Consider the following 26,518-nt stretch of genomic DNA (forward strand, 5'->3'; position numbering starts at 1 on the left):
GATTTCTTTGCAAAAAATTTTTTATAAGTAGAAATTTTAAATAAAGCATGATATTTTGCATAGACCATATTAAAAAATCTAAAATGGTGAGGAGATGAGAATCTCTCCATTAATAGCTGGGCTGATAGGAGGTTTCATAGCAGCAATGTTGCAGGCACTGTTTAAGGTTTTCCCACCACCAGCTTATGGTATCTGTATAGCATGCCACACAAGAGATTTGGTGAATTGGATTGTTAATCACTTATTTGGCACTTCATTAGGAATGGCTCCAGTTTCAAAGGCATTTCCAGTTTTAACTGTTGTTGGTATTTTTATTGGAGCTTTGATAGCTGCATTTATGCATAAGGAGTTTAAGATAAAGCAAACTCACAATCCTGCTGTTGGTTTTGTTTTAGGGATTTTGGTTATAAACTTTGCCCTGTTAATGGGGGGCTGTCCAGTTAGAGAGACTTTAAGAACAGCCTATGGGGATATTATAGCGTTTATAAGCTTAATAGCAATGTTTGTTGGTGTAGTTGTAGCAAGTGAGGTCTATCTAAAAAGAAACCTCTAAAAAATTCTAAGGTGATTTTATGGATTATCTTCCAGTGATTGGGACATTCATATTTGGGATAATTTTGGGCTATTTGTTCCAGAGAGCAAGAATGTGTTTCATTGGAGGGATGAGAGATTTTTATCTAATAAGAGATACCTGGCTAATTAAGGGTTTGTTTGGATTCTTTGCTGGAGCTTTAATTGGATTTATAATATTCTCCGCAATTGGTAATATTTCCCTATTTCCATGGCTCGCTGTTAAGGGGGTTTTACCAATTCCAGGAGACCCCTTAGGAGCAAGTGGAACTTTAATGGGACATTTAATATTGGCAATTATTGGTGGGTTTGGAGTTGGATTCTTCTCAGTAGTTCAAGGAGGTTGCCCTCTAAGAAACTATGTCATGGCTGCCGAAGGAAACAAAACAGCTATAGCCTATTTATTCGGTTTGGCTGTTGGAGCAGTTATCTTCCATAAGTTTGTAGCCCCAATGGTTAAGACGATAATGACCTAAATCTTTTTAATAATTTTTATTTTTGGAGGGATAGCATGAGGAAATTTCTGGGAATATTTATTGGAATTTTGGTTGTTCTATGTCTATGCGGTTGTATAAACAGCAATAAAGAGACTGTAAAGGAAGAAAAGATAACCTTGGCTGGAGGAACTGCTTTAGTTCCAATTATGGAAGAGGCAGGAAAGGAGTTTATGAAAAAGCATCCAAACGTTAAAGTTATTGTCTCTGGAGGCGGCTCTGGATTTGGAATTAAGCAGGTTGGAGAGGGTTATGTTGATATTGGTATGGCTGGGAGGGACTTAAAGCCAGAGGAGAAGGAGAAGTATCCAAATCTAAAAGTCTATAGAATTGGTTATGATGGAGTAGCTATTGTTGTAAATCCAAAGAATCCAATTGATGGTCTAACAAAGGAACAGGTTAAAAAGATATTTGCTGGAGAGATAACAAATTGGAAAGAAGTTGGAGGAAAGGATGCTCCAATAAACATTTACACAAGAGACCCAGAGAGTGGAACAAGGGATACATTTTGGAGATTGGTATTAGATAAGGGAAATATAACCAAAAAAGCCATAGTTGTTGCTTCTAATGGAGAGATGAAAGCAAAGATAGCTATGGATGAAAATGGTATTGGTTATTTATCCGTGGGATATGTTGATAAATCAGTTAAGGCTATAAAGCTGGATGGAATTGCCCCTACTCAAGAGAATGTTATGAAAGGCATTTATAAGGTATATAGACCTCTAAATCTAATAACAAATGGAGAACCAAAGGGAGTTGTTAAGGAGTTTATTGACTTTGTTTTAAGTGATGAAGGACAGAAGATTGTTGAAGAGAAAGGGTTTATCCCAGTGAAATAAATGAGGGGAACCAATGAAATCATTTATAAAGTTATTTTTACTAATTTTTTGGTGAATTTATGAGAAAAATTAAAGAAATTATTATAGAGCAAGTTATGAAGATATTTGCAATATTTTCAAGTATTGTAGTTCTTGGAATCATCTTTCTCTTATTGGTTAATGGACTACCTATTTTTAATTATGTAAGTCCTATAAACTTCATTTTTGGAATGAATTGGAATCCAGATACTGGAGATTTTGGAATATTCCCAATGATTATTGGAAGCTTTTGCATAACTATTTTGGCATTGTTATTTGCCGTTCCATTGGGAGTTGGATGTGCAATATATTTAGCTGAAATCGCTTCTGAAAAGGTTAGAAATGTTCTAAAACCAGTAGTTGAAATATTAACAGCTATCCCGTCAGTAGTTTATGGTTTTGTAGGAATGGTTTTGTTAGTTCCTTGGATTAGAGAAATACTCAATGTAAATCCAGGATATAGTTGGTTTGCCGCATCTGTAATATTATCGATTATGATTTTGCCAACAATCACATCGATATCTGAAGATGCCATAAGAAATGTCCCTCAAAGCATAAAAAAAGCCAGTTTTTCATTAGGAGCTACACATTGGCAGACAATAAAATATGTCATCCTTCCACATTCTTTCAGAGGGATTTTGGCGGGAATTTTCTTAGCCATGGGTAGAGCTGTAGGAGAAACGATGGCTGTTTTAATGGTTGCAGGAAACTGCCCACTAATTCCAAAATCCATATTCGACCCCGTAAGACCTTTAACCTCTCACATAATTCTAAACATAAAAGAAGCTTCTGTTGGTAGTCCAGTTTATTATGCTATGTTTGCATGTGGAATAATTCTCCTTTTCATAATCGTTGTACTAAATATCTGTATTAGGATGATTGAGAAATAGTGATACTTATGGTTAATCCAAAATTAGAGGAAAAGTGAGTTTAGTGTTAATTTTAGATATTTGTTTATATAATCGGCGCCACTTTATCATTCTGACTTTAAGAAACTCCCCAACGTAGCCTTGTTGGGACTCCTGTCTTCCTGCTATATTGTCCATATTTGGCTACGTTGGGAGAACCTCGTTAAAACTGTTTAACTGTTCATAGACGATTATGGACATTGGATATTTTTATATTCAAAATTTTTATATATTGCTTTATGTAATATTTTAAATTTGTAGGATGATGCCTCTGATGAGGGTGATACTGAGGATCTAGGGGAGGCAGACTTTTTAGATTTAAACTTGTAGGGGGTTGAGATTCTTTCGGGAGCAAAGCGACGAGAACTTAAAAACCGTTAGATTTTTATGTCCATGTCCATGATAAAGGGGCAAAGACTAATGACCTGCTCCCAATGAACCCAGAGGGGATGAGATTGATGACGCCCAAGTCCAACTAGATGTATAATATATAAAGGGGACTGTATCGACGCACTTGTTAGAGTTTTAAAATGGGATATGCGATATTCCAAATGGTACATCGAAATGGAAATTGATGGGGCTATTAAGTTATATCCCCAACTTGGTAGAAAAAGCCTGTGATTATGTGACAGCCCCAAAAAGAAAGTTATTGGTACAGTAGGGTCACAAAGGGCACATATTACTATGACATAACCCTTAGATAACATCCGCCAGGTGAGAAGCAGATGTCCAGACTGGTAGCTCTTTTTATAATTCCCTTGCTCTTTTTCTGGGCCCCATCGGCCTTCGCTTCCGCCGATTCAGGATACAGAATCATCGGGGCATATCCTCTCAACGAAGAGGTGGCGTTCGTAGTCATGAACGAGTCTTCAAACGTTCTGTACTTGGTGTTCTATAATGGAAGCTCTTTCAGGGCTGAAAAGCTGAATATTTCTGAGGAATACCACATAGTCCACTGGAACGGAAACAGTTGGCTGCTACAGAAGGGAGAAAGGGGAACTGTTGGGCTTTACATCTACAATGGCACTCTCGAACATGTTAAAACGTTCAAGAATGGTAGCCTCTGTACCGACAACGACCTCCAAATCAGATGGAACGGAAAGGAGTACCTGATAACCTTCCTTGGAAAGGGCCGTGAAGACCTATCAACCGGGGAGTGCATATTTAGGTTCAAAAATTACCTACTGTCTGGTGACAGGCTAATTCCCCTAAATGCAACGGGATCAGGGATGTGGGTTCCGGGACTCAACGCTTGGCTGGTTGGGGAATCCCTTGTTGACGAGAACGGGAGGGTGATTGGAAAGTACAACTTCAGCAAAACGGGTGTATACTCGGTAGGTCTGGCGGTTGATGGTAACAAGACCTTGGTTGTGGTATCTTCGGATGGAGGCTGGATTAGAGTGTTTGCCCTTGAGAACTCTTCGCTGATCTTGGTGTATTCCAAGAAGCTCGGAAAATGGGAACTGGGAAATGATCCACGGCCTCCGAACATATGGACTGGAAAGCCTATACTGATTGGATACGAGTCTGGCGACACTCTAGTTCCTACCCTCTGGCTCTTCAACGGCACCGACTTCATGAAGATTAAAACCGAGTTCAAAACTTCTACTTCTCTTGATCCGATTTTCTGCTCCGACCAGGGATACATCCTTGCCAGCACTCCTGTTAACGTCACGAAAAGGGGAGGTTTACTCCACCTTGAGCTGTATACGTTTAAGGACTCTTCACTTTCCAAAGTGAGTTCGCTTGAAGTCAAATGGGGATATGTCAGAGTAATAAATGCGGCAGAGTTCTGGGGATTCCCGGTCCCGGAAATTGAACGGGGAGAGATCCTTGTAGTTTCAAATGGGGACTATATTTTCCTGTTCAATTCCAGTCACGCGGTGAATCTTCTTTCCGGTATGGTCTTCAAGCTTCCAGAACCCCTTCATGATGGGAGATACTGGGTGGCACCTTACTGTGGTGGATGGATTGTCTTCAATGAAGAGAAAGTGTATTTCTTTAAAAATGGTAGATTTAGGGATATAACTCAAGAAATGCTTTCAGCGCTGCATGGAAAGAAGAACAGGGTTTCTTTGACAGCAGTCATTTTGGGGGGCCTTGTTCTCGTGGCAGTCGTTCTGATAGTTGCTCTGAGAAAGCGAGGCTAATATAAGGAGTGGGATTATGAAGGGGGCGAGAGGTAATTTTTTAAAGTTTTCACAGGACTTTTTATTGCTTTCATGATCTTGCTGGTTTTACATGCGGGAAGAGTTGCAGGAACAAGGGTAAGTCTTCTTCTGGAATATGCTCCAATAACTGATGTTGATAGTCACATAATCACATAAAAGAGTATTTAAAGGAACATCCAGATTTAATCCAAGTTCTATAAGGATTTATCTTTATCATTATTATATTCCTGTAGATAAAGTTTATGATGTCAAGGCATTGATTGAAAATAATGATATATGAGTTATTCTCTAAAAATATGGGTTAAACCAGAGCCAAAGATTAATAACATGGAAAGAATAAAATATCTGTATTAGGATGATTGAGAAATAGTGATACTTATGGTTAATCCAAAATTAGAGGAAAAAATTGCATTTGCTTTATTGAAATCTTGTGGGTTAGTGGTAGTGTTAATTTTATTTACTATAGTTGGATATTTGTTTATAAACGGTATTGGTGTCATAAACATTACATTTTTCTTTGGAAATGCAAATCCCATAGATGTTATTCTTGGTAAAGAGGTAGCTTATGATGGAATTTGGTATGCAATATTAGGAACTCTGGCTTTAGTTACATTAGCAGTTTTATTTTCCATACCCTTTGGAATTTTAGGGGCAATTTATCTTCATGAATATGCTGAAGATAGCAAGGTTGTAAAAATTATAAGATTCTCTATTGATTGCTTAGCTGGGATTCCCTCAATTGTTTTTGGTTTGTTTGGATTTTCAATTGCAGTTGCTACAAAACTTGGACCATGTCTGTTAATTGGAGGATTAACTTTATCCTTTATAATACTACCTACCATAATGAGAACTACAGAAGAGGGCTTAAAAACAGTTCCACAAGAATTAAAAGAGGGATGTTTTGCATTAGGGCTACAAAATGGCAAACAATAAGGCATGTTGTGCTACCAATGGCTTTTCCCCAAATAATAACTGGAGTTATTTTAGGCATTGGTAGAAGTGCCGAAGAAACAGCGGCTATTGTGTTTACCGCGGCAACAGCGTTTTCATATTCTATTGGCTTATTTGACCAAATAGAAGCACTACCTTATAAATTATATATCTTAGCAACCGAATATTCTTCTCAGAAAGAATTGCAGATGGCTTATGGAGTAGCATTGGTTTTAATTACCATGATGTTTATTATATTTGGGACCGCAAGTTATCTTAGGAAAAGATACACAATAAAATACTAAAATCTAAAGTTATTAACTCTTTTAATAACTCCTGAGTAATTAAATTTTTTTCCAAATAACTTTATATACTACCATTTTAAGAAAAACCAGTGATTTTATGTAACTTAAATTATTAAAAATACTATAATTATAATTCAATATATATTATTAAATCATTAGTGAGATTATGAAAGGGAAAAAGATAGCTATTGTTGCCCACTGCATATTAAACCAAAATAGTGTTGTTAATGGGTTGGAGAGGGCTGAAGGGGCTTTTAATGAAGTTGTTGAGATTCTTTTAAAGCATAACTATGCGATAATCCAACTTCCATGTCCAGAGCTGATTTATTCGGAGTATAATAGAGAAGGAAAAACAAAGGAAGAGTATGATACAAAAGAATACAGAGAGCTTTGCAAAGAACTTTTAAAACCAATAATTAAATATCTTGAAGAGTATAAAAAATATAACTTTAAATTCATTCTAATTGGGATAGAGAACTCTCCAACTTGTGATATTTTCAAAAATAGGGGAATTTTAATGGAAGAATTATTAAACGAGGTTGAAAAATTAGATATTGATATTAAGATGATAGAATATCCAAAAGAGGAAGGGAATTACAAAGCATTTATAAAAAATTTGAAGAAGATGATAAAATGATTTTGGGAATAGATATTGGCTCAACAACAACAAAAATGGTTTTAATGGAAGATAACAGGATATTTTGGTATAGGATAGAAGATGTTGGGGTGGTTATTGAAGAGGATATCTTATCAAAGATGATTAAAGAGATTGAGCAAAAATATCCAATAGATAAAATCATAGCCACTGGATATGGAAGGCATAAGATTAGCTTTGCAGATAAGGTAGTTCCAGAAGTCATTGCCTTAGGAAAGGGAGCAAACTATTTCTTTAACGATGCAGATGGTGTTATTGATATAGGAGGACAAGACACAAAGGTCTTAAAGATTGATAAAAATGGTAAAGTTGTAGATTTCATCCTATCAGATAAATGTGCGGCTGGAACTGGAAAGTTTTTAGAGAAGGCATTGGACATCTTAAAAATTGATAGAGATGAGATAAATAAGTATAAATCAGATAATGTTGCCAAGATATCCTCAATGTGTGCCGTCTTTGCTGAAAGTGAGATAATAAGCTTACTATCTAAAAAAGTCCCAAAGGAAGAGATTTTGATGGGAGTTTATGAAAGTATAATAAATAGGGTTATCCCAATGATAAATAGGCTTAAAATACAAAACATGGTGTTTAGTGGTGGAGTTGCTAAAAATAAGGTTTTAGTTGAAATGTTTGAGAAAAAATTAAGTAAAAAGCTTTTGATTCCAGAAGAACCACAGATTGTTTGCTGTGTTGGAGCTATATTAGTATAATTTTTATTTTTCACTCATAAATAAGGGTGGAAGTTTATCATCAACTCCCGGAATATAGCCAAAAGTATCTCTAACTTTTAATTGCATTCTGTGGAAGATATAAGCTAGGGGGATGTCCATTGGGCATGCATCCTCACATTGCCCACAGTTTATACAACTCTGTCCGATATGACTTAACCTAACCCCTTGGAATATTAATGGATTTGGTGGGATTTTGCCTTTCTCGTCAATATAATCTTTTTCTAACCTACATTCAACACAGAAGCAGAGTGGGCAGTTATCTCTACAACCGTAGCATTTTATGCATCGGTTCCAATACTTCTCCCATTCTTCTAAACTTGGATACTCTGCCTCTAAGTGCTTCTTCTGGAATTTTTTAGCTAGTTTTATCATTATATTTTCAATCTTTTCTCTAATTTGTATAGCCTTCTCTGAGGGTTGTTTGATTTTGATATATCCCTCTTTTTCGGCATCTTCAACAAGCTTTCTCCCCTTCTCTGAACAAATCTCAACAAAAGTCCAGCCCTTCTCAGCCCCCCAGTTCCCACAGGCTAAATCAGCCATTCTCGGAACCATTACCTCACATCTCTGACAATTCTTCCTCCTACCAAAGCCTTTTTCCTCCAACTCATCTATTTTGATAGCTTTATGCTCCCCACTCTTTAATTCGATAATAAACTTCCCCTTATCAATCTCCTCCTTAACAACATCTAATGGATTGACTTCATAAAATAGTTCAATCATTTTCATAGCCGTAATCGGGCTAATAGTCCCCCCACAATTCAAACCAATCATATAAACGTTATCTAAGTTAATCTGGTTTAACTTAGCTAACTCCCTAATTGCCATTGCATCACACGGTTTTGTTGGAACGGCTATTTTTTTATCAGCTAAGTATTTTGCTATCAACTTTCCAAAGTTTACAGGAGCACAGTGTAAAGACCCAGCAGTTTCTATTAACTCATCAGAATTCGTTATAAACACTGGAATACCATCATAAACGTCCTCACCCCTCTTCAAAGCTAAAACACCATCAACAAGCTTTTTATCTAATAAGTATTTAAATAAAGCAGTAACAGCCCCACCACACTCAGCCTTCTTCAAAATCTCATTATCAGTAGCTTGAATTAGAGCATATTTCATGATATCACCTTAATAACTTCTTTTTGGATATCTTCTAATGAATTAAAGCCTAAATCAATCCCAAGCTTTTCAGCTAAGTTTTTGATTATCATCCAATCGTCCATCGCCTCTCCGGGAGGATTAACTGCCTTATTTATCTTCTGCACTCTTTTATCTGTATTTGTGAATGTTCCTTCTTTCTCAGCCCAGCATGTTGAAGGTAAAACAACATCAGCTAATTCAGCAGTTTCAGTCCTTATAATATCTTGAACAACTAAAAACTCAGCATTTTTTAATGCATCTTTATCAATTAAAGCTGGATTCTCTCCCATTATGTATAAGAACTTTGAGTTTTTCAATAACTCAAAATATTCATCCTTATTCAAAGCAGGGATGCCAATAAGTGTTGCTCCAACTGTATTGCAATGCTTAGCTATAGGCAAAACCTTGGCAGTTTTAGCTAATTCATCAACGTTTATTGGAGCATTAATTATAACTATGGTGTTTTCATCAACATTACCTAAATCAATATTTGAATAATCATCAACCTTCACAAACTCATCAGCATTTAATTTTAGGATTTCTTTTTCTTCTGTATTAAAAATTGTTACCTTAGCTCCTTTATCCTTTGCCCTAATAACCTTTCTTCCAATTAATGCATGCTCAGAAAAGACATCACCAATAATTATAATGTTTTTTGCATCCTCTATGTGATCAATACTTGTAGAGATTTCAGCATAATTAACCTTTGGAGAGTTGCAGATACAATGCCCAATCTTAGCTTTTAAGCTATCAGCCAACTTTTTTAATGCATAGTTATCTTCATTTGTGCATCTTCCAGAGGCAATAAAGGTTATATCATCACCATTATAGCTCTCTATCTTTTCTACAATAAAACTTAGTGCTTCATCCCAAGTAACCTCAACAAACTTTCCATTCTTTTTAATCAATGGCTTTTTTAACCTCTTTTCATGATATATAATCTCATAACACTTCTTTCCATTTATGCAGTTCTTACCCTCATTTATTGGATGTCTCTTGTATGGATATGTGCCAACAACTTTGCTATCTTTAACTATCAAATCTATTCCGCACCCAACACTACAACCCGGGCAAATAGTATGAACAACTCTCACGTTATCACCTTAAATATTCATGCTTTAACAATGATATTAAAAAATCCTGCCATTTTTAAATTGCCTATATTTCATGTATTTCCTGCTCTAATCCATATTCTAACTCTAAGGTTTGATGTTTGGACTCTTTTCCTGTCTTTACTACTTTCAACTTTTGATGCTTATTTTCATATTAATACCAATTATGATATTACCTAAATGTTAATATCATCTTTCATTTTTGTATATAAAATTTACTACTTAATTCAAATTATTGTTATTATAGTAAGATAAAATTTTAAAAAGTATTACCAAATAGGTAAAAAATATAGTGGTAAGTATTAAATTACAAAAACTCTTTAACCTTGCTGATAATTCTCTTTAAAATCTCTCTATCTGGCAACACTCCCTCTGGTGGGTCTATAACCTTCTTCAACTGAATTGGAATTCCATCCATCCTATAGGCAGTCCCCTCTGCCTCTACACCAGCAATTGCTGGGGGAATTATAATGTTTGCCAACTCTGCCGTTGGTGTGTCGTGTGGGTCTATGCAAATTAATGGAATTTCTGCCATTCTTTCAACTGCCTTCTGTGGGAAGTGAGCTCCAGGGTCTGAGGCTATGTTTAGCATGGCATCTGCCTCCTTTCTCATCAACAAATCTGTTACACTCGTATCTCCTGGATTGAATCTTGGATATCCTCTTGAGAAATCTACACACAATGGAAAACCAGTAACCCACGTGCATACCTGGTTAAAGCCATTAACGTTGTAATGCCCTCTCATTGGGATTAGAGTGAATTTAGTATAGGCGTTTAAATCAATAACTAAACAAATGGCGTTATCTATATTCCTATGTTTACTTCCAGATTGAGTAACCCCCATACCAAAGAATAAACATCCAAATTGAGCGTTTTTGCAAATCTCTACTGCCTCATAGATTAAATCAACTGGAACTCCTGCAACTTTATCTACTTGCAATTCAAAGCCTTTTAATACAGCCCTCATTGCACTAATTAACTCATAATCCTTATGAGGCTCAACCTGCAAATGCACGTCTGCCAACTTTGCAGTATCAGTCTCCCTTGGGTCAACGACAATTAAAGTCCTATCCTCTCTACCCCTCTCTCTGAAAAATCCTCTCGCAAATACTGAGTATCTACTCATATGCCTTGGGTGAGCGTGCATTGGATTTGAACCCCAATAAATGATTACATCAGCTCTGTTTTTAACCTCCCCCAATGTGCAGATTGGATAACCAACATCTTGCAATGCCCAAACACTCGGTCCATGGCAAACTTCTGCGGTGTTGCTAACAACTCCTCTAACTAACTCAGCTAACTCTATGCCATAGACATGTGCATGACATTCAGTTGCAGAAAAGCCATAGATTAAAGGCAAATCTGCCTCAACTAATATTCTTGCAGTCTCTTCAATGGCAGTGTCAATATCAACCTTTTTAAAATCATCCTTCTTGTTTTCTCTCATTAATGGCTCTCTCCATCTAACTGCCCCTTCGAAGTGCATAAACTTGGCATGTCCTATTCTACATGCATTTCTTGTTCCTATAATATGCCCCTCATTATCCACAATAACCACAACATCATCACACAATGTTCCACAGAATGGGCAAACTACATTTTTTATCTCTCTCATGCTATCACCCTATAAAAAAATAATTTAGGCAGGGTCTCTGAATGCTCCTTCAATTTGTTTATATAGTTGAATTGTTTTGAAGTGGTTCTGCTCCAATGCTCCACTTGGACATCCAGCGGCACATGTTCCGCATCCTTTGCATAACGCGGCAATAACTTCACAAACCAATCTACCATCTTTCTCGACTAATCTTGGAGCTCCATATGGGCATTGTTTTACACAAACTCCACAACCTCCACAGATTTCTTCATTTACTGTTGCTACAATTGGCTCAACCTCAACCTCTCCTTTGGCTAATGGAATAGCAGCCCTTGCAGCAGCTGCAGAACCTTGAGCTACTGATGCTGGAATATCTTTAGGCCCTTGACAGGCTCCAGCTAAATAAACTCCATCTGTTGCTGTATCAACAGGTCTCAATTTTGGATGAGCTTCCATGAAGAATTGGTCTGGTGTTCTTGAAATTCCCAAAATTCTTTGAATTTCATCAGCTGATTTTGTTGGCACCATTCCAACTGATAAAACAACTAAATCATACTCCTTCTCAATAATCTCTCCTAATAACGTGTCTTCTGCTCTAATGATTAGGTTCTTGGTTTTTGGGTCTTCTAAGATTTGGGCTGGTCTTCCTCTTATGAAGTTAATGCCATACTGCTTTGCACTTCTTTCGTAAAATTCTTCATATCCCTTGCTGAATGCCCTAATATCCATGTAGTAGATATCTATCTCTGTATCTGGAGATTTTTCTTTGATTAACTGGGAGTTTTTCATTGCATACATACAGCACACATTGGAACAGTATTTATTTCCAACTTTAGCATCCCTTGAACCAACACATTGAATAAATGCAATTCTTTTTGGTTTTTTGCCATCGCTTAGCCTAATAACCTTTCCTCCTGTTGGGCCAGAGGCGTTAATCATCCTCTCTAACTCAAGGGCAGTTATAACGTTGTCATAAATTCCATAGCCATATTCTTCTCTAACTGTTGGGTCAAATGGGTCATAACCAATGGCACAAATTATTGTTCCAACCTCAACCTCAATGAACTCTGGTTTTTGATTGAAATCTATAGCTTTGGGGCCACAAACCTTGGCACATAAGCCACATTCTATGCAATGCTCTTTATCAATTGTATATTTTGATGGAACTGCCTGTGGGAATGGTTTATAGATAGCTTTTCTCATCCCTAAGCCCATATCAAACTCATTTGGTACTTCTATTGGGCAGACTTCAGCACATTGCCCACAACCTGTGCATTTTGTTTCATCAACATATCTTGGCTTTTTCATGATCTTGACTTTAAAATTCCCAATGTATCCTTGGACATCTACAACCTCTGAATATGCATAGAGCTTTACGTTTGGATGCTTTGCAACATCAACCATCTTTGGAGCTAATATACAGATAGAACAGTCATTAGTTGGGAAAGTTTTATCTAATTGAGCCATCCTTCCTCCAACAGAAGGAGATTTTTCAACCAATATTGTCTCAAATCCCATATCTGCTAAATCTAAAGCAGCTTGAATTCCAGCAACCCCTCCTCCAATAACCAAAGCCCTCTTTGTAACTCCAACTTTGATAAACTCTAATGGCTCTAACAACCTTGCCTTTGCAACAGCCATTCTAACCAAATCTTTTGCCTTTTCTGTAGCTTTCTCTGGTTCATGCATGTGAACCCATGAACAATGCTCCCTTATGTTTGCAAACTCAAATAAGAATGGATTTAATCCAGCTTCAGCAACACATCTTCTAAATGTTGGTTCATGCAATCTTGGAGAGCAAGCTGCAACAACAACTCTGTTTAGGTTGTATTCTTTAATATCCTTCTTAATCATCTCTTGCCCCGGGTCGGCACACATATACTTGTAGTCCCTTGCAACAACAACGTTTTTTAATGTTTTAGCAAATTCTGCCACTGCTTTGCAATCAACAACTCCTCCAATATTTACCCCACAATGGCACACATAAACACCAATTCTTGGCTCTTCCATATTACCACCCTCGATATGGCAATTAGATTTTCTAATAGGTTAAGGAATAATATTATAACGATACATTTTAATACACAAAATTTACTTCAATGCTAAAACCTTCTTCTCTTTCTCAGCTACACTTAAGCAGAGTAAGCACATTACGCAGTAGCCTTTTAGTGGTAGTTTGCCTCTTGATAGTCTTAAAGTCTTCATTGGGCAGACTTCTACACATTTTCCGCATTTGTCACATAAGTATGGGCTGAATTCGATTCTGTTATACTCTTTACCGTTATGTTCTATCTTACCTAATTTTAAAGCTCCGGTTGGGCAGGCTACAGTACAAGCTCCGCAGACGATGCACATTCTGACTTCTTTTTTATCCTCATCGACTACTATTGCCTCAGTTGGGCAGACTGAGGCACATTTTTTCAAAACCTCATAGTCCTCTTCTACGATGACTAAACCTTCATCGGTTATTGGGTGTGGTGAGCTTAACTTAACCTCTAACTCTAATGCATTGACTGGGCAGGTGTTTACACAGAGTTTACAAGCTGGACATGATTTTGGTGGGATGACAATCATATTTTCTTTATCAACCTTAATCATATTCCCTGGACAGACTTCGACACACTTTAGACAGTAGATACACTTCTCTGCATTGACTTCGAACTTCTTAACCTCCTTCCTCCTCTTCTTAGGTATCTTACCAGCTACGAATATGGCATTCCATGGACATGTTTGAGCACAAATACTACAGTAAATACACTTACTCTTATCAATAACTGCCTTCCCATCCTCTAAGGTTATTGCACTTACAGGACACTCAGGAACACAAATTCCACAACCAACACAAGCCTCTGTAACTACAATCGGTTCCTTCGGAGCCTTAACCTCCCTCTTAGGCTTATCAATAACTCCAGGCAAGGAGATGATTTCAATCGGACAAACTTCAATACATTTTTGGCAAAGGACACAATGTCCTTTTGAGTAAGGGAAGTCATCATCAACCTTCTTTATCCCAATAGGACAAGCCTCAGCACAGTTACCGCATTTCTCACACTTATGAGCCAAATAACTAACCCTCTTCAACTTCTTTCCGTTGATTTCTATTTCTTCCTCAACCAAAGCCCCAGTCGGACAAGCCTTAACACACTCCATACACAAGTTACACACGTTAAAATTATCTATATCTATTGCTTTGGTTGGACACTCCGCCTGACACGCATAACACACCAAACAAGCATCCCTCTGAATTGTTATCCCATTCATGGCTATCCCATTATTTTCTTTGATAATCTATTTCCTTGAAAGATTTCTAAGGTTAAATGACCTTCATTACCAATTATGTGAGTTGCACATGATAGGCATGGGTCGTAGGCTCTGATAACCATCTCCATGTAGTTTAAAACTTGAGGAGTTGCATCTTCTGGAGATTTTATGTATTTTTCAGCAACTTTTCTAACTCCAATGTCCATAGCTGGGTTGTTTTGCACTGTTGCAACAATCAAATTAGCTTCGGTTATTATTCCATCTTCATCTGTTTTGAAGTGATGAATTAAAGTTCCTCTCGGAGCTTCAACACATCCAACTCCTTCTCCCACAATATCTTCTGGCTCTGCTCTAATATCAGTATCAACAATCTTATCGTTCTCTAAAAGCTCTTTTACCTTTTCAGCACTTGATAAAAGCTCTATCAACCTTGCATAGTGGAAGAGCATTGGGTAGTGGCATGGTTTTCCAAATTCTTTAATAAATTCTTCATAATACTTCTGTGCCAATGGTGTTGCCATCTTATCAGCAACATTTAATCTCGAGAGAGTATTTACCCTATAAATTCCTTCTTCAGGGCCTTTATCTTTAAGATATGGGAATTTCAAATAAGAGTAGGGCTTAACACCCTCAGCTATATAGTTTAAATACTCTGATGGCTCAAATTCATACTCAACTTTTCCTTTTGGATTTATTACTCTTAATGTTCCATCATAGAGTTCATGAACTCCATCATTTACCATTCCTAAATGATATGACTCAAAGTAGCCAATATCTAACAAATCATTCTCTTTTAAGTTTTCAAGGAGTTTTTTACCAATTTCAATAGATTTTTCTGACAACTCTATAGCTCTTTCAGATAGTTTTAATAACTCATCTCTTTCCTCTTCTTTCAACGGCTTTGACTGCCCCCCAACAACTGCCGTAACTGGATGTATTGCCCTTCCTCCAACAACTTTAACAATTGTCTGCCCTATCTTCCTCAACTCTATAGCCTCTTTAACAATCTCTGGATGTTCTTTAGCTATGCCTAAGATATTTCTTCTTAAAACATCATCTGTTGTTGGAAACATTAAATCTGGAGCAGCTAAGAAGTAAAAGTGTAAAGCATGGCTGTGGATTGTTGCTCCTTGATGCATTAAATTTCTTAAAAGCTCTGCTGTTTCTGGGATTTTTACTCCAAACACTTCATCAACAGCCTTAGCACTTGCTAAATGGTGGGCTACTTGGCAGATACCGCAGATTCTTGGTGTGTAGATTGGAGCATCCTCTATATACCTTCCTTCTAAAAATTTTTCAAACCCTCTAACCTCAACAACATGAAAATGAACCTTATCCAAATTTCCATTTTCATCAAAGGATATGGTTATTTTTCCATGCCCTTCAACCCTTGTAACCGGCTCAACTGATAATTTTACCATTTTACCACCTAAGTTATCTTAATTTTCCTGGAATTAAGGCACTTGGAAGGGTAAATTTATAAAAACTTCCAATCTTATCTTTTATTGATTTAGGTAGGGCAGTTGGGTCTGTTTCTTTATCTTTGTCTATTCCAAAGTCAGAGCATAGGGCGGAAATCATCTTAGCCCCTTGGTCTATAACCGCATCTGTCGGCCCATTACAGCCACTACATGGCACGCCAGCTCTTGGGCAGAGTGCTCCACAGCCAGCCCTTGTTACTATACCGAGACAGAGATAGCCCTGCTCTAAGAGACATCTTTCTGGGTCTGGTTTCCCTTCAAATTTTCTTTTTATTTTACCTATAGAGATTCCATTAGTGCTTTTCTTCCTTGGACATTCATCACATAGGTTTTTCTTTGGCAATTCTGGTTTTTTTCCTTCTAATAGTGCTTTTAACACTTTAGCTATCATCTCTGGATTTGGTGGGCATCCTGGGATGAAGTAATCGACATCAATAATCTCAGAGAGTGGTTTAACCCTTGAAGTTAATGGAGGAACTTCTTCACTTGGAATAATGCCCTCATCATTCTTTGTTGATAGAGTTGTCTTATAAACTTTCTCTAAAATCTCTTCTTTTGAGTATAAGTTTCCTAAGCCAGGGACTCCTCCAAAAGTGGCACACGTTCCAAAAGCAATAACTATTTTGGCTTTATTTCTCATTTCTTTAGCTATTTCTTCATTTTCTTTATTCCTAATTCCACCTTCAATTAATGCAATGTCTATTTCATCAGGAATCTCCTTAACATCCATTAATACAGGGCAATGGATAAGTTCAACATTCTCCAACAAGTTTAAAAGCTCTTCATGCAAATCTAACAAGCTTATATGGCATCCAGAACAGCAACACAACCAAGTAGTTGCTATTACCATTAAATCACCTTATTCTTTTAATTTTTCATTTAGTTTTAATGGACCTAATGCTTTTATTGTGTTATAGAACTCTATCATTGTCTTTTGGAATTTTTCTCCTTCAGATGCAGAAATCCACTCAAATCTAAATCTCTCTGGCTCAATGCCAAATTCTGGAAGCAATTGCTTTAAAAAGATAGCCCTTCTTTGCCATTTGTAGTTTCCAGAATCATAGTGGCAGTCTCCCAAGTGGCAGCCTCCAACAAAAACCCCATCTGCTCCCTCTCTAAACGCCTTTAAAATTAGGGATGGCTCAATTCTTCCAGAACACATAACTCTAATTATTCTTATGCTTGGAGGATACTGCATCCTTCCAACTCCTGCTGTATCTGCTCCTCCGTAAGTGCACCAGTTGCAACAAAAACCAATGATCTTTGGCTCCCATTCCATCCTCTCACCTATTAGAAAATCTAATATGCATATTGCTTTATCTGATATTTGGTTGGCACAACCAATATTTAAAGCATGCTATTAAACTCAAATAGAAAATTTTATAAAGGATATTAGAAAATTCTATATCATAGATTTAAATATATAGTATTAGTTTTTTTAATATCTATTAGGTAATTAGAAATTCTACAGATAAGGTTATTAACTCCAAAATACATTTTTTAAAGAGAAATAATGGTAAATATTGAAAATATATTAGAAAACCTAATAACTAAATGGCTATTAAGTTTGGTGATATGATGCAATTAAAGGCAATTGAGAAGTTGATGCAAAAGTTTGCAAGTAGAAAAGAACAACTCTACAAGCAAAAAGAAGAAGGCAAAAAAGTCTTTGGAATGTTCTGTGCCTATGTTCCGATAGAGATTATCTTAGCTGCAGATGCAATTCCAGTTGGTTTGTGTGGAGGGAAGAATGATACAATCCCAATAGCAGAGGAGGATTTACCAAGAAACCTCTGCCCCTTAATAAAATCATCCTATGGATTTAAGAAGGCAAAAACTTGTCCATACTTTGAGGCATCAGATATAGTTATTGGAGAAACCACCTGCGAAGGAAAGAAGAAGATGTTTGAGTTGATGGAGAGATTAGTACCTATGCATATTATGCATCTCCCTCATATGAAAGATGATGCCTCCCTAAACATATGGATTAATGAAGTTAAGAAACTAAAGGAATTGGTTGAAAAAGAAACTGGAAATAAAATAACAGAAGAGAAATTAAAAGAGACAGTTGATAAGGTAAATAAAGTTAGAGAGTTGTTTTATAAACTCTATGAGTTGAGGAAGAATAAACCAACTCCAATTAGAGGTTTAGATGTTTTAAAGCTCTTCCAATTTGCTTATTTATTGGATATTGATGATACTATAGAGATTTTGGAGGATTTAATTAAAGAGTTGGAGGAGAGAGTTAAAAAAGGAGAAGGTTATGAAGGTAAAAGAATTTTAATAACTGGCTGTCCAATGGTTGCTGGAAATAACAAGATTGTTGAGCTTATTGAAGAGGTTGGAGGAGTTGTTGTTGGTGAAGAGAGTTGTACAGGAACAAGGTTCTTTGAAAACTATGTTGAGGGCTACAGCATAGAAGATATAGCAAAAAGATACTTCAAAATCCCTTGTGCATGCAGATTTAAAAATGATGAGAGAATTGAGAATATAAAAAGATTGGTTAAGGAATTGGATGTTGATGGAGTTGTTTATTACACTCTGCAATATTGCCACACATTCAACATAGAGGGGGCTAAGGTAGAGGAAGCATTAAAAGAGGAAGGTATTCCAGTTATAAGAATTGAAACTGATTACTCTGAAAGTGATAGGGAGCAGTTAAAAACAAGGTTGGAGGCATTTATTGAGATGATTTAGATTTATTCCTTTTTTTAATTATTAGAAAATCTAATATGCACTTTTATATATTTTAATCTCCTACTATTTTTTGTGGGAGCATGATAGGCATCTGCATGCGTTCTAAGGAGGGATTTATGTTTAACAACAAGTTAATAGATTGGGGCTTGCACTATAACCCAAAAATTGTAAAAGATAACAACATTATCGGCTATCATGCTCCAATTTTGGATTTAGATAAAAAAGAGAGTATTCCAATTTTAAAAAACATAATTAAAGAGATTAGAGGAAAGAGCTATTTAACAATTCACTTACACAATGGAAAAAACAGAGAGATTGATAAAGAGGCATTAATTGAAAATCTATCGATTGTCAATGAATTTGCTCAAGAAAATAGCATAAAATTATGCATAGAGAATTTAAGGCAAGGATTTTCATCAAATCCAAATAATATAATTGAGATAGCGGATGAAATCAACTGCTTTATAACGTTTGATATTGGGCATATTCCTTATGATAAGAGAGTAGAGTTCTTAGAAATCTGCTCAGACAGAATTTATAACTCCCACGTTTATGAGATTGAAAAAGATGGAAGGCATTTACCACCAAAAAATCTCAACAATTTAAAGCCAATACTGGATAGACTCTTAGATGTTAAATGTGAGATGTTTTTAATTGAACTAATGGAGATTAAAGAAATTTTAGCTACTGAAAGAATGTTGAGAGATTATTTAGAAAAATATTGGTGATGGGCTATGATATTTAACCAAAATATCCCAAATTTCATTGATTTTAAGAAGTCATTTAAAGAACTAACCTTATCTGATGAAACATTTAAAATAATTGAAGAACGTGGAATAAAGCTAAATGAGATTGCTATTGGTGAGTTTTCGGGTAGAGATAGCGTAGCGGCAATAATCAAAGCTATGGAAGAAGGTATCGATTTTGTTTTGCCAGTTGTTGCATTTACTGGGACTGATTATGGAAATATAGCAATTTTTTACAAAAACTGGGAAATAACAAACAGAAGAATCAAAGAAATTGATAAAGATAAAGTTTTACTGCCTTTGCATTTCATGTTTGAGCCAAAGCTTTGGAATGCGTTAAATGGGAGATGGGTAGTTTTATTATTCAAAAGATATGGTTATTACAGCCCATGTATTGGATGCCATGCATATTTGAGGATAATTAGAATTCCATTAGCAAGGCATTTAGGAAATAAGATAATCAGTGGAGAGAGGCTCTATCACAACGGAGATTTTAAAATTGACCAAATAGAGGAGGTTTTAAATGTTTATAGCAAAATCTGCAGAGATTTTGATGTTGAGCTAATTTTGCCTATAAGATACATAAAAGAGGGTAAGAAAATCAAGGAAATTATAGGAGAAGAGTGGGAGCAGGGAGAAAAACAATTTTCATGCGTCTTTAGTGGAAATTATAGGGATAAAGATGGAAAGGTAATTTTTGAAAAAATAGGAATTTTAAAGCTGTTAAATGAATTTATCTACCCAGCTTCAATTGAAATTTTAAAAGAAGGCTATAAGGGAAACTTCAACTATCTAAATATTGTTAAAAGAATCATTTAGTGATAGAATGAGAGCTATTTTAATCCTATTGGATGGTTTAGGAGATAGAGGTTCTGAAATCTTAGATAATAAAACTCCATTACAATTTGCAAACACTCCAAATTTAGATAGATTAGCTGAAAATGGAATGTGCGGCTTAATGACAACATATAAAGAAGGCATTCCTCTGGGGACGGAAGTAGCTCACTTTCTACTTTGGGGCTATTCCTTAGAAGAATTTCCGGGAAGAGGGGTTATTGAGGCTTTAGGAGAGGATGTTGAGATTGAGGAAAATGCCGTTTATCTGAGAGCATCATTGGGTTTTGTTAAAAAGGATGAAAATGGATTTTTGGTAATAGATAGAAGAACTAAGGATATTAGCAGAGATGAAATTGAAAAATTAATAAGTGATTTCCCTACTTTTGTAGATGGATATGAGTTTGAGCTTATCTATTCTTACGATGTTCATTTTATATTAAAAATTAAAGAGAAAAATGGCTGGATTTCAGATAAAATCTCTGATTCAGACCCATTCTATAAAAATAGACATGTTATGAAAGTTCAAGCAGTAAAAGAGCTTTGTAAAAGTGAGGTAGAGTATAACAAAGCAAAAGACACTGCAAGGGCTTTAAATAAATATCTTTTAAGTGTATACAAAATCCTACAAAATCATAAAATAAACAGAAAGAGAAGAAAGTTGGAGAAGATGCCAGCTAACTTTTTATTGACAAAATGGGCTTCAAGATATAAAAAAGTAGAAAGCTTTAAAGAAAGATGGGGAATGAACGCTGTTATCTTAGCAGAAAGCTCACTATTTAGAGGATTAGCCAAATTCTTAGGCATGGATTTTATAAAGATTGAGAGCTTTGAGGAAGGAATAAATTTAATTTCGGAGTTGGATTATGATTTCATCCATTTACATACGAAAGCTCCAGATGAAGCCGCACACACTAAAAATCCATTAAATAAGGTTAGAGTTATTGAAAAAATTGATAAACTTATAGGCAATTTAAGGCTAAGGGATGATGACTTATTAATAATAACTGCAGACCACTCAACACCCTCTGTTGGAGATTTAATCCATTCTGGTGAGAGTGTTCCAATCCTATTTTACGGCAAAAATGTTAGAACTGATAATGTTAGAGAGTTTAATGAAATTGCTTGCTCAAATGGGCATTTGAAGATAAGAGGAGATGAACTAATGCCTCTAATTTTAAACTACACTGATAGAGCTTTATTATATGGATTGAGAGCTGGAAATAGGTTAAGGCGTTACATTCCAAAAGATGATGACATAGAACTATTGGAGGGATAGTTTGATAGGAAAACTAAAAAATTTATTTAAATTAAAAAAAGAAACAAAAAAAGAAAAAGAAAGCTTGGAGGGAAAAGGACTAATAATATTTGAAAATACAAAGGATGCCATGAAGGCTGAAAATATATTAAAAGGCAAATATAAGATTAAGGTTGTTGCTCCACCGGCAGAGATTAGAGAGGGCTGTGATTTGGCAATAGAGTATGAGTTAATAGATGAATTTGGGATTAAAAGAGAATTGGAAATTAATGGAATAAAGCCTTTAAAATTTATCTCTTTAAGTGATTATTCTTTAAAACCATTGGAGTTGATAAAGGTTAAAGAAGTAGATGGCTTTATCTTAGTTAGATGTGGAAATATGAAGATAACCATTGATAAAGAGGGAAATATCGTTAATATCTCTGGTGGTGGCTGTCCAGACGTGCCTTATTTAGCATTAAAATTAAAGGGAAAGAATATTAAAGAGATTAAAGAGGAAGAAACTCCAAAAAATTTGGGTTTTACTTTGTGTGCATACACATTACATAAAGCTTATGAAAAGGCAAAAGAGTTGGTTAATGAATAAGTTAAAGGGATTATTATGATTATAGCAGGAACTATGCCAATAAAAGGATTGGATTTGGTTATTGGAAAAGCTACACTAAAAGGGGATAAAATAATAATAAATAACAAAGAGTTTCCAGTGTCCATGGGAACAGGGGCTTTAATAGGGGCAGTTTTAAAAACATTAGAGTATTTTGGTGAAAAAGATGTTAAGATAATAACTGCTGGAGATATTGGAGAAGGAGATGGAAGCTTAAAGATATATAACGCATTGAAGGAGATTGACGATGACTTACTTATAATACATTATATAAAACCAAAGATTTCAAAAATTAAGGAAATTGATTTCTCACCAAAGATTATTGCAGATGCTGGAGGCATGTATGCGGCAAAAGCAGCAAATATAGGGGATAAATTTTACCTATTTCTTCCAGATGTTGGTGAATTGGCATTTTTAGCAGATGAGAAAGCTACACATCCTGCCTATGTGAGAGGATTTATATCTGAGATAGACGATAAAGAAGTACCAAAACTTATTGAAAGAGCTTATAAACTAAAAATGCCTAAATATATGGTTGTTAAAGGGGAAACTGACTATATTGTTAAAGAGGGAGAGATAACTAATACTATAAAAGAACCAAAAATAGAAGCAATGGAGTGTATTGGAGGGACTGGAGATACTTTAACAGGGATAATATCATCTTTAATAAGTGTTGGTTTTAATGCTGAAGAAGCTATGAGTTTAGGGTGTAAAATAAATAGAAAACTTGGAGAAGTAGCTAATGCTAAGCCAAATACACAGGTTATAGAGATTATTAGCACTATCCCAAAAGCTTTAGAGATGACATTGAAACAAATAAAACAATAAGGTATTTATATAATAATCTTCACAAACTTTAATGATGTAAAATGAGAAATATCAAAGGTCGAGAACATGAAGATATCCGTTTATGGAGCGGGGAATCAAAATCTATATATAAATCAATTAAATCTGCCAGAGAAGTTTGGTGGAACTCCTCCTTATGGCGGTTCAAGAATGGCTATTGAGTTTGCACAAGCTGGGCACGATGTTATTTTAGCAGAGCCAAATAAAGATATAATGAGCGATGATTTATGGAAGAAAGTTGAAGAAGCTGGAGTTAAAGTAGTTAGTGATGATATTGAGGCAGCAAAACATGGAGAAATTCATGTATTATTCACACCATTTGGTAAAGCAACGTTTAGGATAGCAAAAACAATTATTGAACATGTCCCAGAGAATGCAGTGATATGTAACACTTGTACTGTTTCACCTGTAGTTCTATATTATTCCTTGGAACCAATTCTAAGGACAAAGAGAAAAGATGTTGGAATTTCGTCAATGCATCCAGCAGCTGTCCCAGGAACTCCACAACATGGGCATTATGTTATCGGTGGGAAAACAACTGATGGAAAAGAATTGGCTAATGAGGAGCAGATAAAAAAAGTTGTAGAACTTGCTAAAAGTGCGGGAAAAGAAGCTTATATTGTTCCTGCTGATGTCTCTTCAGTTGTTGCTGATATGGGAAGTTTAGTTACTGCAGTTGCTTTATCAGGAGTTTTAGATTACTACACAGTTGGGAGAAAAATCATAAATGCTCCTAAGAAGATGATTGAACAGCAAGTTATTATGACTCTGCAAACAATGGCCTCTCTTGTAGAGACATCTGGGGTTGAAGGATTGGTTAAAGCATTGAATCCAGAGTTATTAATAAGAAGTGCTTCATCAATGAAGTTATTAGATAAGCAGAAAGATTTAGATGCTGCTTTAGAAATCCTCAAAAACTTAGACGAAACTTTGAAAAAAGAAGTAGAAAAAGCAGAAATAAAGCCTACAACACTTGTAGCAGCCCAGTCATTAGTTAAAGAGATAAAGACTTTAATAGGAGGGGCTGCTGCTGAAGGGGCAATAAAAAGAAGTGCAAGAAAATTGTTCGAGCATTAATATGGGACTTTTGCAGTTAATTGTATTTTATTATACATTTTTAGGGGAGATTCATGAAAAAAGACGAGATTAAGGTTGTAGTAGTTGGTTCAAGTGATGTGGGGAAAACAACATTGATGGAAAATATGATTGGCAAAATTGGAAAAGTTGAATATAAAGGGATTACAACAGCTATTGACTATGGTTCATTAACAATAAACGATAAGAAAATTCATTTCTTTGGAACACCTGGGCAAAAAAGATTTGAGTTTATGAGAGAATTGGCATTAAAAGGGACGAATTTGGCTTTAGTGGTGTTGGATGCATCAAAAGGAGTAACTAAAGAAGATGAAGAAATAGTAAAATTGTTAGAATCTAAAAAAATCCCGTATGGGATTTTTATAAATAAAACGGATGTTGGAGATATTGATACATCTGAAGTTTATAACTTCTGCAATCCAAAATTCGTTGTTAAAGGTTGTGCAACAAAAAAAGATGGGCTTGATAAGCTTATAAATGAAATTATAGTTTTTTGCAGGTCATGTTAAAATTAAGAAGGAAAATCTGAATACTTTAAAATAGGATAAAATAGGAGATGACCCTATATATATTATTTAATTCCAAGATATTTTAGCAAAAAACTATATATCTCATACCTCAAAAAATTTAAAAAATTATATATAGCAAAAATGCATAATCTACATAAGCCAGAGCATAAGGGTGAAAATATGATTGATAGGGTTTTGTTGGAGTTGAATAAGACTGAGGGTATTAAGGGTTCTATGGTTGTTGGTAAGGATGGTTTGGTTATTGCCTCTCAGTTGCCTGGGAATGTTGATGCTGAGTTAGTTGGGGCTATGGCTTCAGCAGCATTTGGGGCTGCTGAAAGAACAGCAGCAGAGATTGGCATGGGGGCTTTAGAACAAACAATGATTGAAGGAGAACATGGTAAAACCCTAATGGTCGATGCAGGAGAAGGAATCTTAGTAGTCTTAACAGATGCAAAGGTTAACTTAGGATTAATCAGAATAACAATGAAAAGAGCCGCAGAAAAAATAAAAGCAATGTTATCATAATATAGATTGTAATGTCACAATGATTTCATTGATGACTTCTTTGTTTAATTCAGAGACATCAATTTTCTTTGTTTCAAATACAATTCCATTTTTTAAAATCCTCTCGTAGTTCGGGCAGATTGTTGTTATTGATTTTTTGTTGTCTAATTTTATTAAACTGTTGATTTTTTTAGAGGCATTTTTTGGATTATCACATTCGATAAATACTGATATTCCTTCATATTCTTTGAAATAGGCATTTTCAATTTCATTTTTAATTATTTTATTTGCCATAACATATTTTTTATATACTTTTTTGGCATTTAATAACTCTTCTTTTAAAAGACCAAAATAATTTACTGTTTTATATGTTTTAGATAAGATTTTAATATCATTTAAAGCATTGCCGAGTTTTTCTTCAGTTTCTTTACTTATCCCTAAGAAACCACCATATTCACAGTTCAATATCTTTGGGCTTCCTGTGGAACAAACAACAATATCTCCATATCCACAATCTCCCCCAATTTTTCCTGAAATATCCTCAATAAATAAAACCTCCCTCTCCTCACATAATTTTTTTATTTCTTTTAATGGCTGTGGAGCTAAATATCCAGCTAAAGATGTTAAAATAAATGATGAGTTTCTTCCTAAATATTTATCTAATTTTTCCACGTCAATAATTCCCAAATTTGTCTCTACCATATTAGTTTTTAGATTTAATACTTTAGGAAACTTTAAAAATCCCTGCCAACCTCCCATATCTGGGATTAAAATCTCATTGCTATAAATTTTTGCTATCCACATTGATAAAAACACTGCGGAACTTCCAGAAGGGAGGAAAGTTATTTTATAATCCCTATTTAATAAATCGTTAATTATTATTTCAACCTCTTCTTTACTCCCCTCTTTATTCATTAATCCATATATATTTGGTCGTCTATGCCTAAGAATCATTTTATATTACCTCCACTTTTCTGTTAAAGGTGGTTCAGATTACCGCCACTAAAATAAAGTAATCATAATGATATAAATTTGCATAATCGAATAGCTCCCGAGATACCTCACTTCCGAACTCCACAAAATTAGAACTAAGAATATTGATAGAGTAAATTTTAATAAAAATTAAGTTTAAAAAAGAGTTAATATATATTTTCCCCTCCCCAATTGTAGTTTAAATTTTTAGTAAAAATTTAAAAAATTATAAGAAGTT

25 protein-coding genes and 1 pseudogene are annotated in these 26,518 nt (G+C 35.3%); 17 read left to right on the forward strand and 9 right to left on the reverse strand.

Translation table 11 applies throughout. From position 1 onward, the window contains the following. The first annotated feature begins 94 nt into the window (after positions 1–94). The 8 genes and pseudogenes from MFS40622_RS01010 (at position 95) to MFS40622_RS01045 (ending at position 7,600) form a co-directional block, all read left to right on the forward strand. Complete coding sequence (locus tag MFS40622_RS01010) at positions 95–553, forward strand: cytochrome c (protein WP_012979807.1); 459 nt, start codon at positions 95–97, stop codon at positions 551–553. A 19-nt stretch (positions 554–572) separates the two neighbouring features. Next, complete coding sequence (locus MFS40622_RS01015) at positions 573–1,046, forward strand: YeeE/YedE thiosulfate transporter family protein (protein WP_012979808.1); 474 nt, start codon at positions 573–575, stop codon at positions 1,044–1,046. Between the two features lie 35 nt (positions 1,047–1,081). Beyond that, the gene (locus MFS40622_RS01020; protein WP_012979809.1) at positions 1,082–1,903 is read left to right on the forward strand and encodes a phosphate ABC transporter substrate-binding protein; all 822 of its coding nucleotides are present in this window, start codon (positions 1,082–1,084) and stop codon (positions 1,901–1,903) included. A gap of 59 nt (positions 1,904–1,962) precedes the next feature. Beyond that, positions 1,963–2,811, forward strand: a complete 849-nt coding sequence (pstC, locus tag MFS40622_RS01025) for a phosphate ABC transporter permease subunit PstC (protein ID WP_012979810.1) — start codon at positions 1,963–1,965, stop codon at positions 2,809–2,811. A gap of 743 nt (positions 2,812–3,554) precedes the next feature. Then, positions 3,555–4,979, forward strand: coding sequence for a hypothetical protein (locus MFS40622_RS01030; RefSeq protein ID WP_012979811.1), 1,425 nt, complete (start codon positions 3,555–3,557; stop codon positions 4,977–4,979). A 399-nt stretch (positions 4,980–5,378) separates the two neighbouring features. Further along, positions 5,379–6,235: pseudogene (pstA, locus tag MFS40622_RS01035) on the forward strand (phosphate ABC transporter permease PstA). 166 nt (positions 6,236–6,401) lie between these two features. Next, entirely contained in the window at positions 6,402–6,872 is a 471-nt protein-coding gene (locus MFS40622_RS01040) for a CD3072 family TudS-related putative desulfidase (protein ID WP_012979812.1), read from the forward strand. Beyond that, entirely contained in the window at positions 6,869–7,600 is a 732-nt protein-coding gene (locus MFS40622_RS01045; protein ID WP_012979813.1) for an acyl-CoA dehydratase activase, read from the forward strand. Before MFS40622_RS01040 ends, MFS40622_RS01045 begins: the two co-directional genes overlap by 4 nt. 3 nt (positions 7,601–7,603) lie before the next feature. Here MFS40622_RS01045 and MFS40622_RS01050 read toward each other — a convergent pair whose 3' ends face one another. From MFS40622_RS01050 to MFS40622_RS01085, 8 genes are all read right to left on the reverse strand, one after another. Beyond that, positions 7,604–8,743, reverse strand: coding sequence for a Coenzyme F420 hydrogenase/dehydrogenase, beta subunit C-terminal domain (locus tag MFS40622_RS01050; RefSeq protein ID WP_012979814.1), 1,140 nt, complete (start codon positions 8,741–8,743; stop codon positions 7,604–7,606). Next, positions 8,740–9,858, reverse strand: coding sequence for a molybdopterin oxidoreductase family protein (locus MFS40622_RS01055; RefSeq protein ID WP_012979815.1), 1,119 nt, complete (start codon positions 9,856–9,858; stop codon positions 8,740–8,742). Before MFS40622_RS01055 ends, MFS40622_RS01050 begins: the two co-directional genes overlap by 4 nt. 325 nt (positions 9,859–10,183) lie before the next feature. Next, positions 10,184–11,491 (reverse strand): formylmethanofuran dehydrogenase subunit B, encoded by a 1,308-nt coding sequence (locus MFS40622_RS01060; protein ID WP_012979816.1) that lies wholly within the window; start codon positions 11,489–11,491, stop codon positions 10,184–10,186. A gap of 24 nt (positions 11,492–11,515) precedes the next feature. Next, positions 11,516–13,480, reverse strand: a complete 1,965-nt coding sequence (locus MFS40622_RS01065) for a CoB--CoM heterodisulfide reductase iron-sulfur subunit A family protein (RefSeq protein WP_012979817.1) — start codon at positions 13,478–13,480, stop codon at positions 11,516–11,518. Between the two features lie 81 nt (positions 13,481–13,561). Beyond that, positions 13,562–14,731, reverse strand: coding sequence for a F420-non-reducing hydrogenase associated-polyferredoxin VhuB (gene vhuB, locus MFS40622_RS01070; RefSeq protein WP_012979818.1), 1,170 nt, complete (start codon positions 14,729–14,731; stop codon positions 13,562–13,564). Between the two features lie 2 nt (positions 14,732–14,733). Next, positions 14,734–16,152, reverse strand: a complete 1,419-nt coding sequence (locus tag MFS40622_RS01075) for a Ni/Fe hydrogenase subunit alpha (RefSeq protein ID WP_012979819.1) — start codon at positions 16,150–16,152, stop codon at positions 14,734–14,736. A gap of 13 nt (positions 16,153–16,165) precedes the next feature. Next, a complete protein-coding gene (locus tag MFS40622_RS01080; protein ID WP_012979820.1) occupies positions 16,166–17,062 on the reverse strand; it encodes an NADH ubiquinone dehydrogenase in 897 nt (298 codons plus the stop codon). Between the two features lie 9 nt (positions 17,063–17,071). Further along, complete coding sequence (locus tag MFS40622_RS01085) at positions 17,072–17,491, reverse strand: hydrogenase iron-sulfur subunit (protein WP_012979821.1); 420 nt, start codon at positions 17,489–17,491, stop codon at positions 17,072–17,074. Positions 17,492–17,787: 296 nt separating this feature from the next. Between MFS40622_RS01085 and MFS40622_RS01090 the strand changes: the two genes are divergently transcribed. From MFS40622_RS01090 to MFS40622_RS01130, 9 genes are all read left to right on the forward strand, one after another. Next, positions 17,788–18,909: a double-cubane-cluster-containing anaerobic reductase gene (locus MFS40622_RS01090; RefSeq protein WP_198003846.1), complete on the forward strand. Its 1,122-nt coding sequence runs from the start codon at positions 17,788–17,790 to the stop codon at positions 18,907–18,909. Positions 18,910–18,989: 80 nt separating this feature from the next. Then, positions 18,990–19,637 (forward strand): sugar phosphate isomerase/epimerase, encoded by a 648-nt coding sequence (locus tag MFS40622_RS01095; protein ID WP_012979823.1) that lies wholly within the window; start codon positions 18,990–18,992, stop codon positions 19,635–19,637. A gap of 6 nt (positions 19,638–19,643) precedes the next feature. Beyond that, on the forward strand, positions 19,644–20,474 hold the full coding sequence (locus MFS40622_RS01100; protein ID WP_012979824.1) for a hypothetical protein: 831 nt from the start codon (positions 19,644–19,646) through the stop codon (positions 20,472–20,474). 7 nt (positions 20,475–20,481) lie between these two features. Then, complete coding sequence (apgM, locus tag MFS40622_RS01105) at positions 20,482–21,768, forward strand: 2,3-bisphosphoglycerate-independent phosphoglycerate mutase (protein WP_012979825.1); 1,287 nt, start codon at positions 20,482–20,484, stop codon at positions 21,766–21,768. 1 nt (position 21,769) lies between these two features. Beyond that, on the forward strand, positions 21,770–22,333 hold the full coding sequence (locus tag MFS40622_RS01110; RefSeq protein ID WP_012979826.1) for a DUF3343 domain-containing protein: 564 nt from the start codon (positions 21,770–21,772) through the stop codon (positions 22,331–22,333). A 15-nt stretch (positions 22,334–22,348) separates the two neighbouring features. Then, on the forward strand, positions 22,349–23,179 hold the full coding sequence (locus tag MFS40622_RS01115) for an NAD(P)H-hydrate dehydratase (RefSeq protein ID WP_012979827.1): 831 nt from the start codon (positions 22,349–22,351) through the stop codon (positions 23,177–23,179). Positions 23,180–23,245: 66 nt separating this feature from the next. Then, positions 23,246–24,274: a H(2)-dependent methylenetetrahydromethanopterin dehydrogenase-related protein gene (locus tag MFS40622_RS01120; protein ID WP_012979828.1), complete on the forward strand. Its 1,029-nt coding sequence runs from the start codon at positions 23,246–23,248 to the stop codon at positions 24,272–24,274. Between the two features lie 53 nt (positions 24,275–24,327). Beyond that, positions 24,328–24,801, forward strand: a complete 474-nt coding sequence (locus MFS40622_RS01125; RefSeq protein ID WP_012979829.1) for a GTP-binding protein — start codon at positions 24,328–24,330, stop codon at positions 24,799–24,801. Between the two features lie 180 nt (positions 24,802–24,981). Beyond that, positions 24,982–25,329, forward strand: a complete 348-nt coding sequence (locus tag MFS40622_RS01130) for a roadblock/LC7 domain-containing protein (RefSeq protein WP_048197371.1) — start codon at positions 24,982–24,984, stop codon at positions 25,327–25,329. Here MFS40622_RS01130 and MFS40622_RS01135 read toward each other — a convergent pair. Next, complete coding sequence (locus tag MFS40622_RS01135) at positions 25,324–26,262, reverse strand: hypothetical protein (RefSeq protein ID WP_012979831.1); 939 nt, start codon at positions 26,260–26,262, stop codon at positions 25,324–25,326. The two genes, MFS40622_RS01130 and MFS40622_RS01135, sit on opposite strands and share 6 nt — an antisense overlap. Between the last annotated feature and the right edge of the window lie 256 nt (positions 26,263–26,518).

Origin of the sequence: Methanocaldococcus sp. FS406-22 (assembly GCF_000025525.1) — an archaeon.
Lineage (GTDB): Archaea > AGJL01 > Methanococci > Methanococcales > Methanocaldococcaceae > Methanocaldococcus.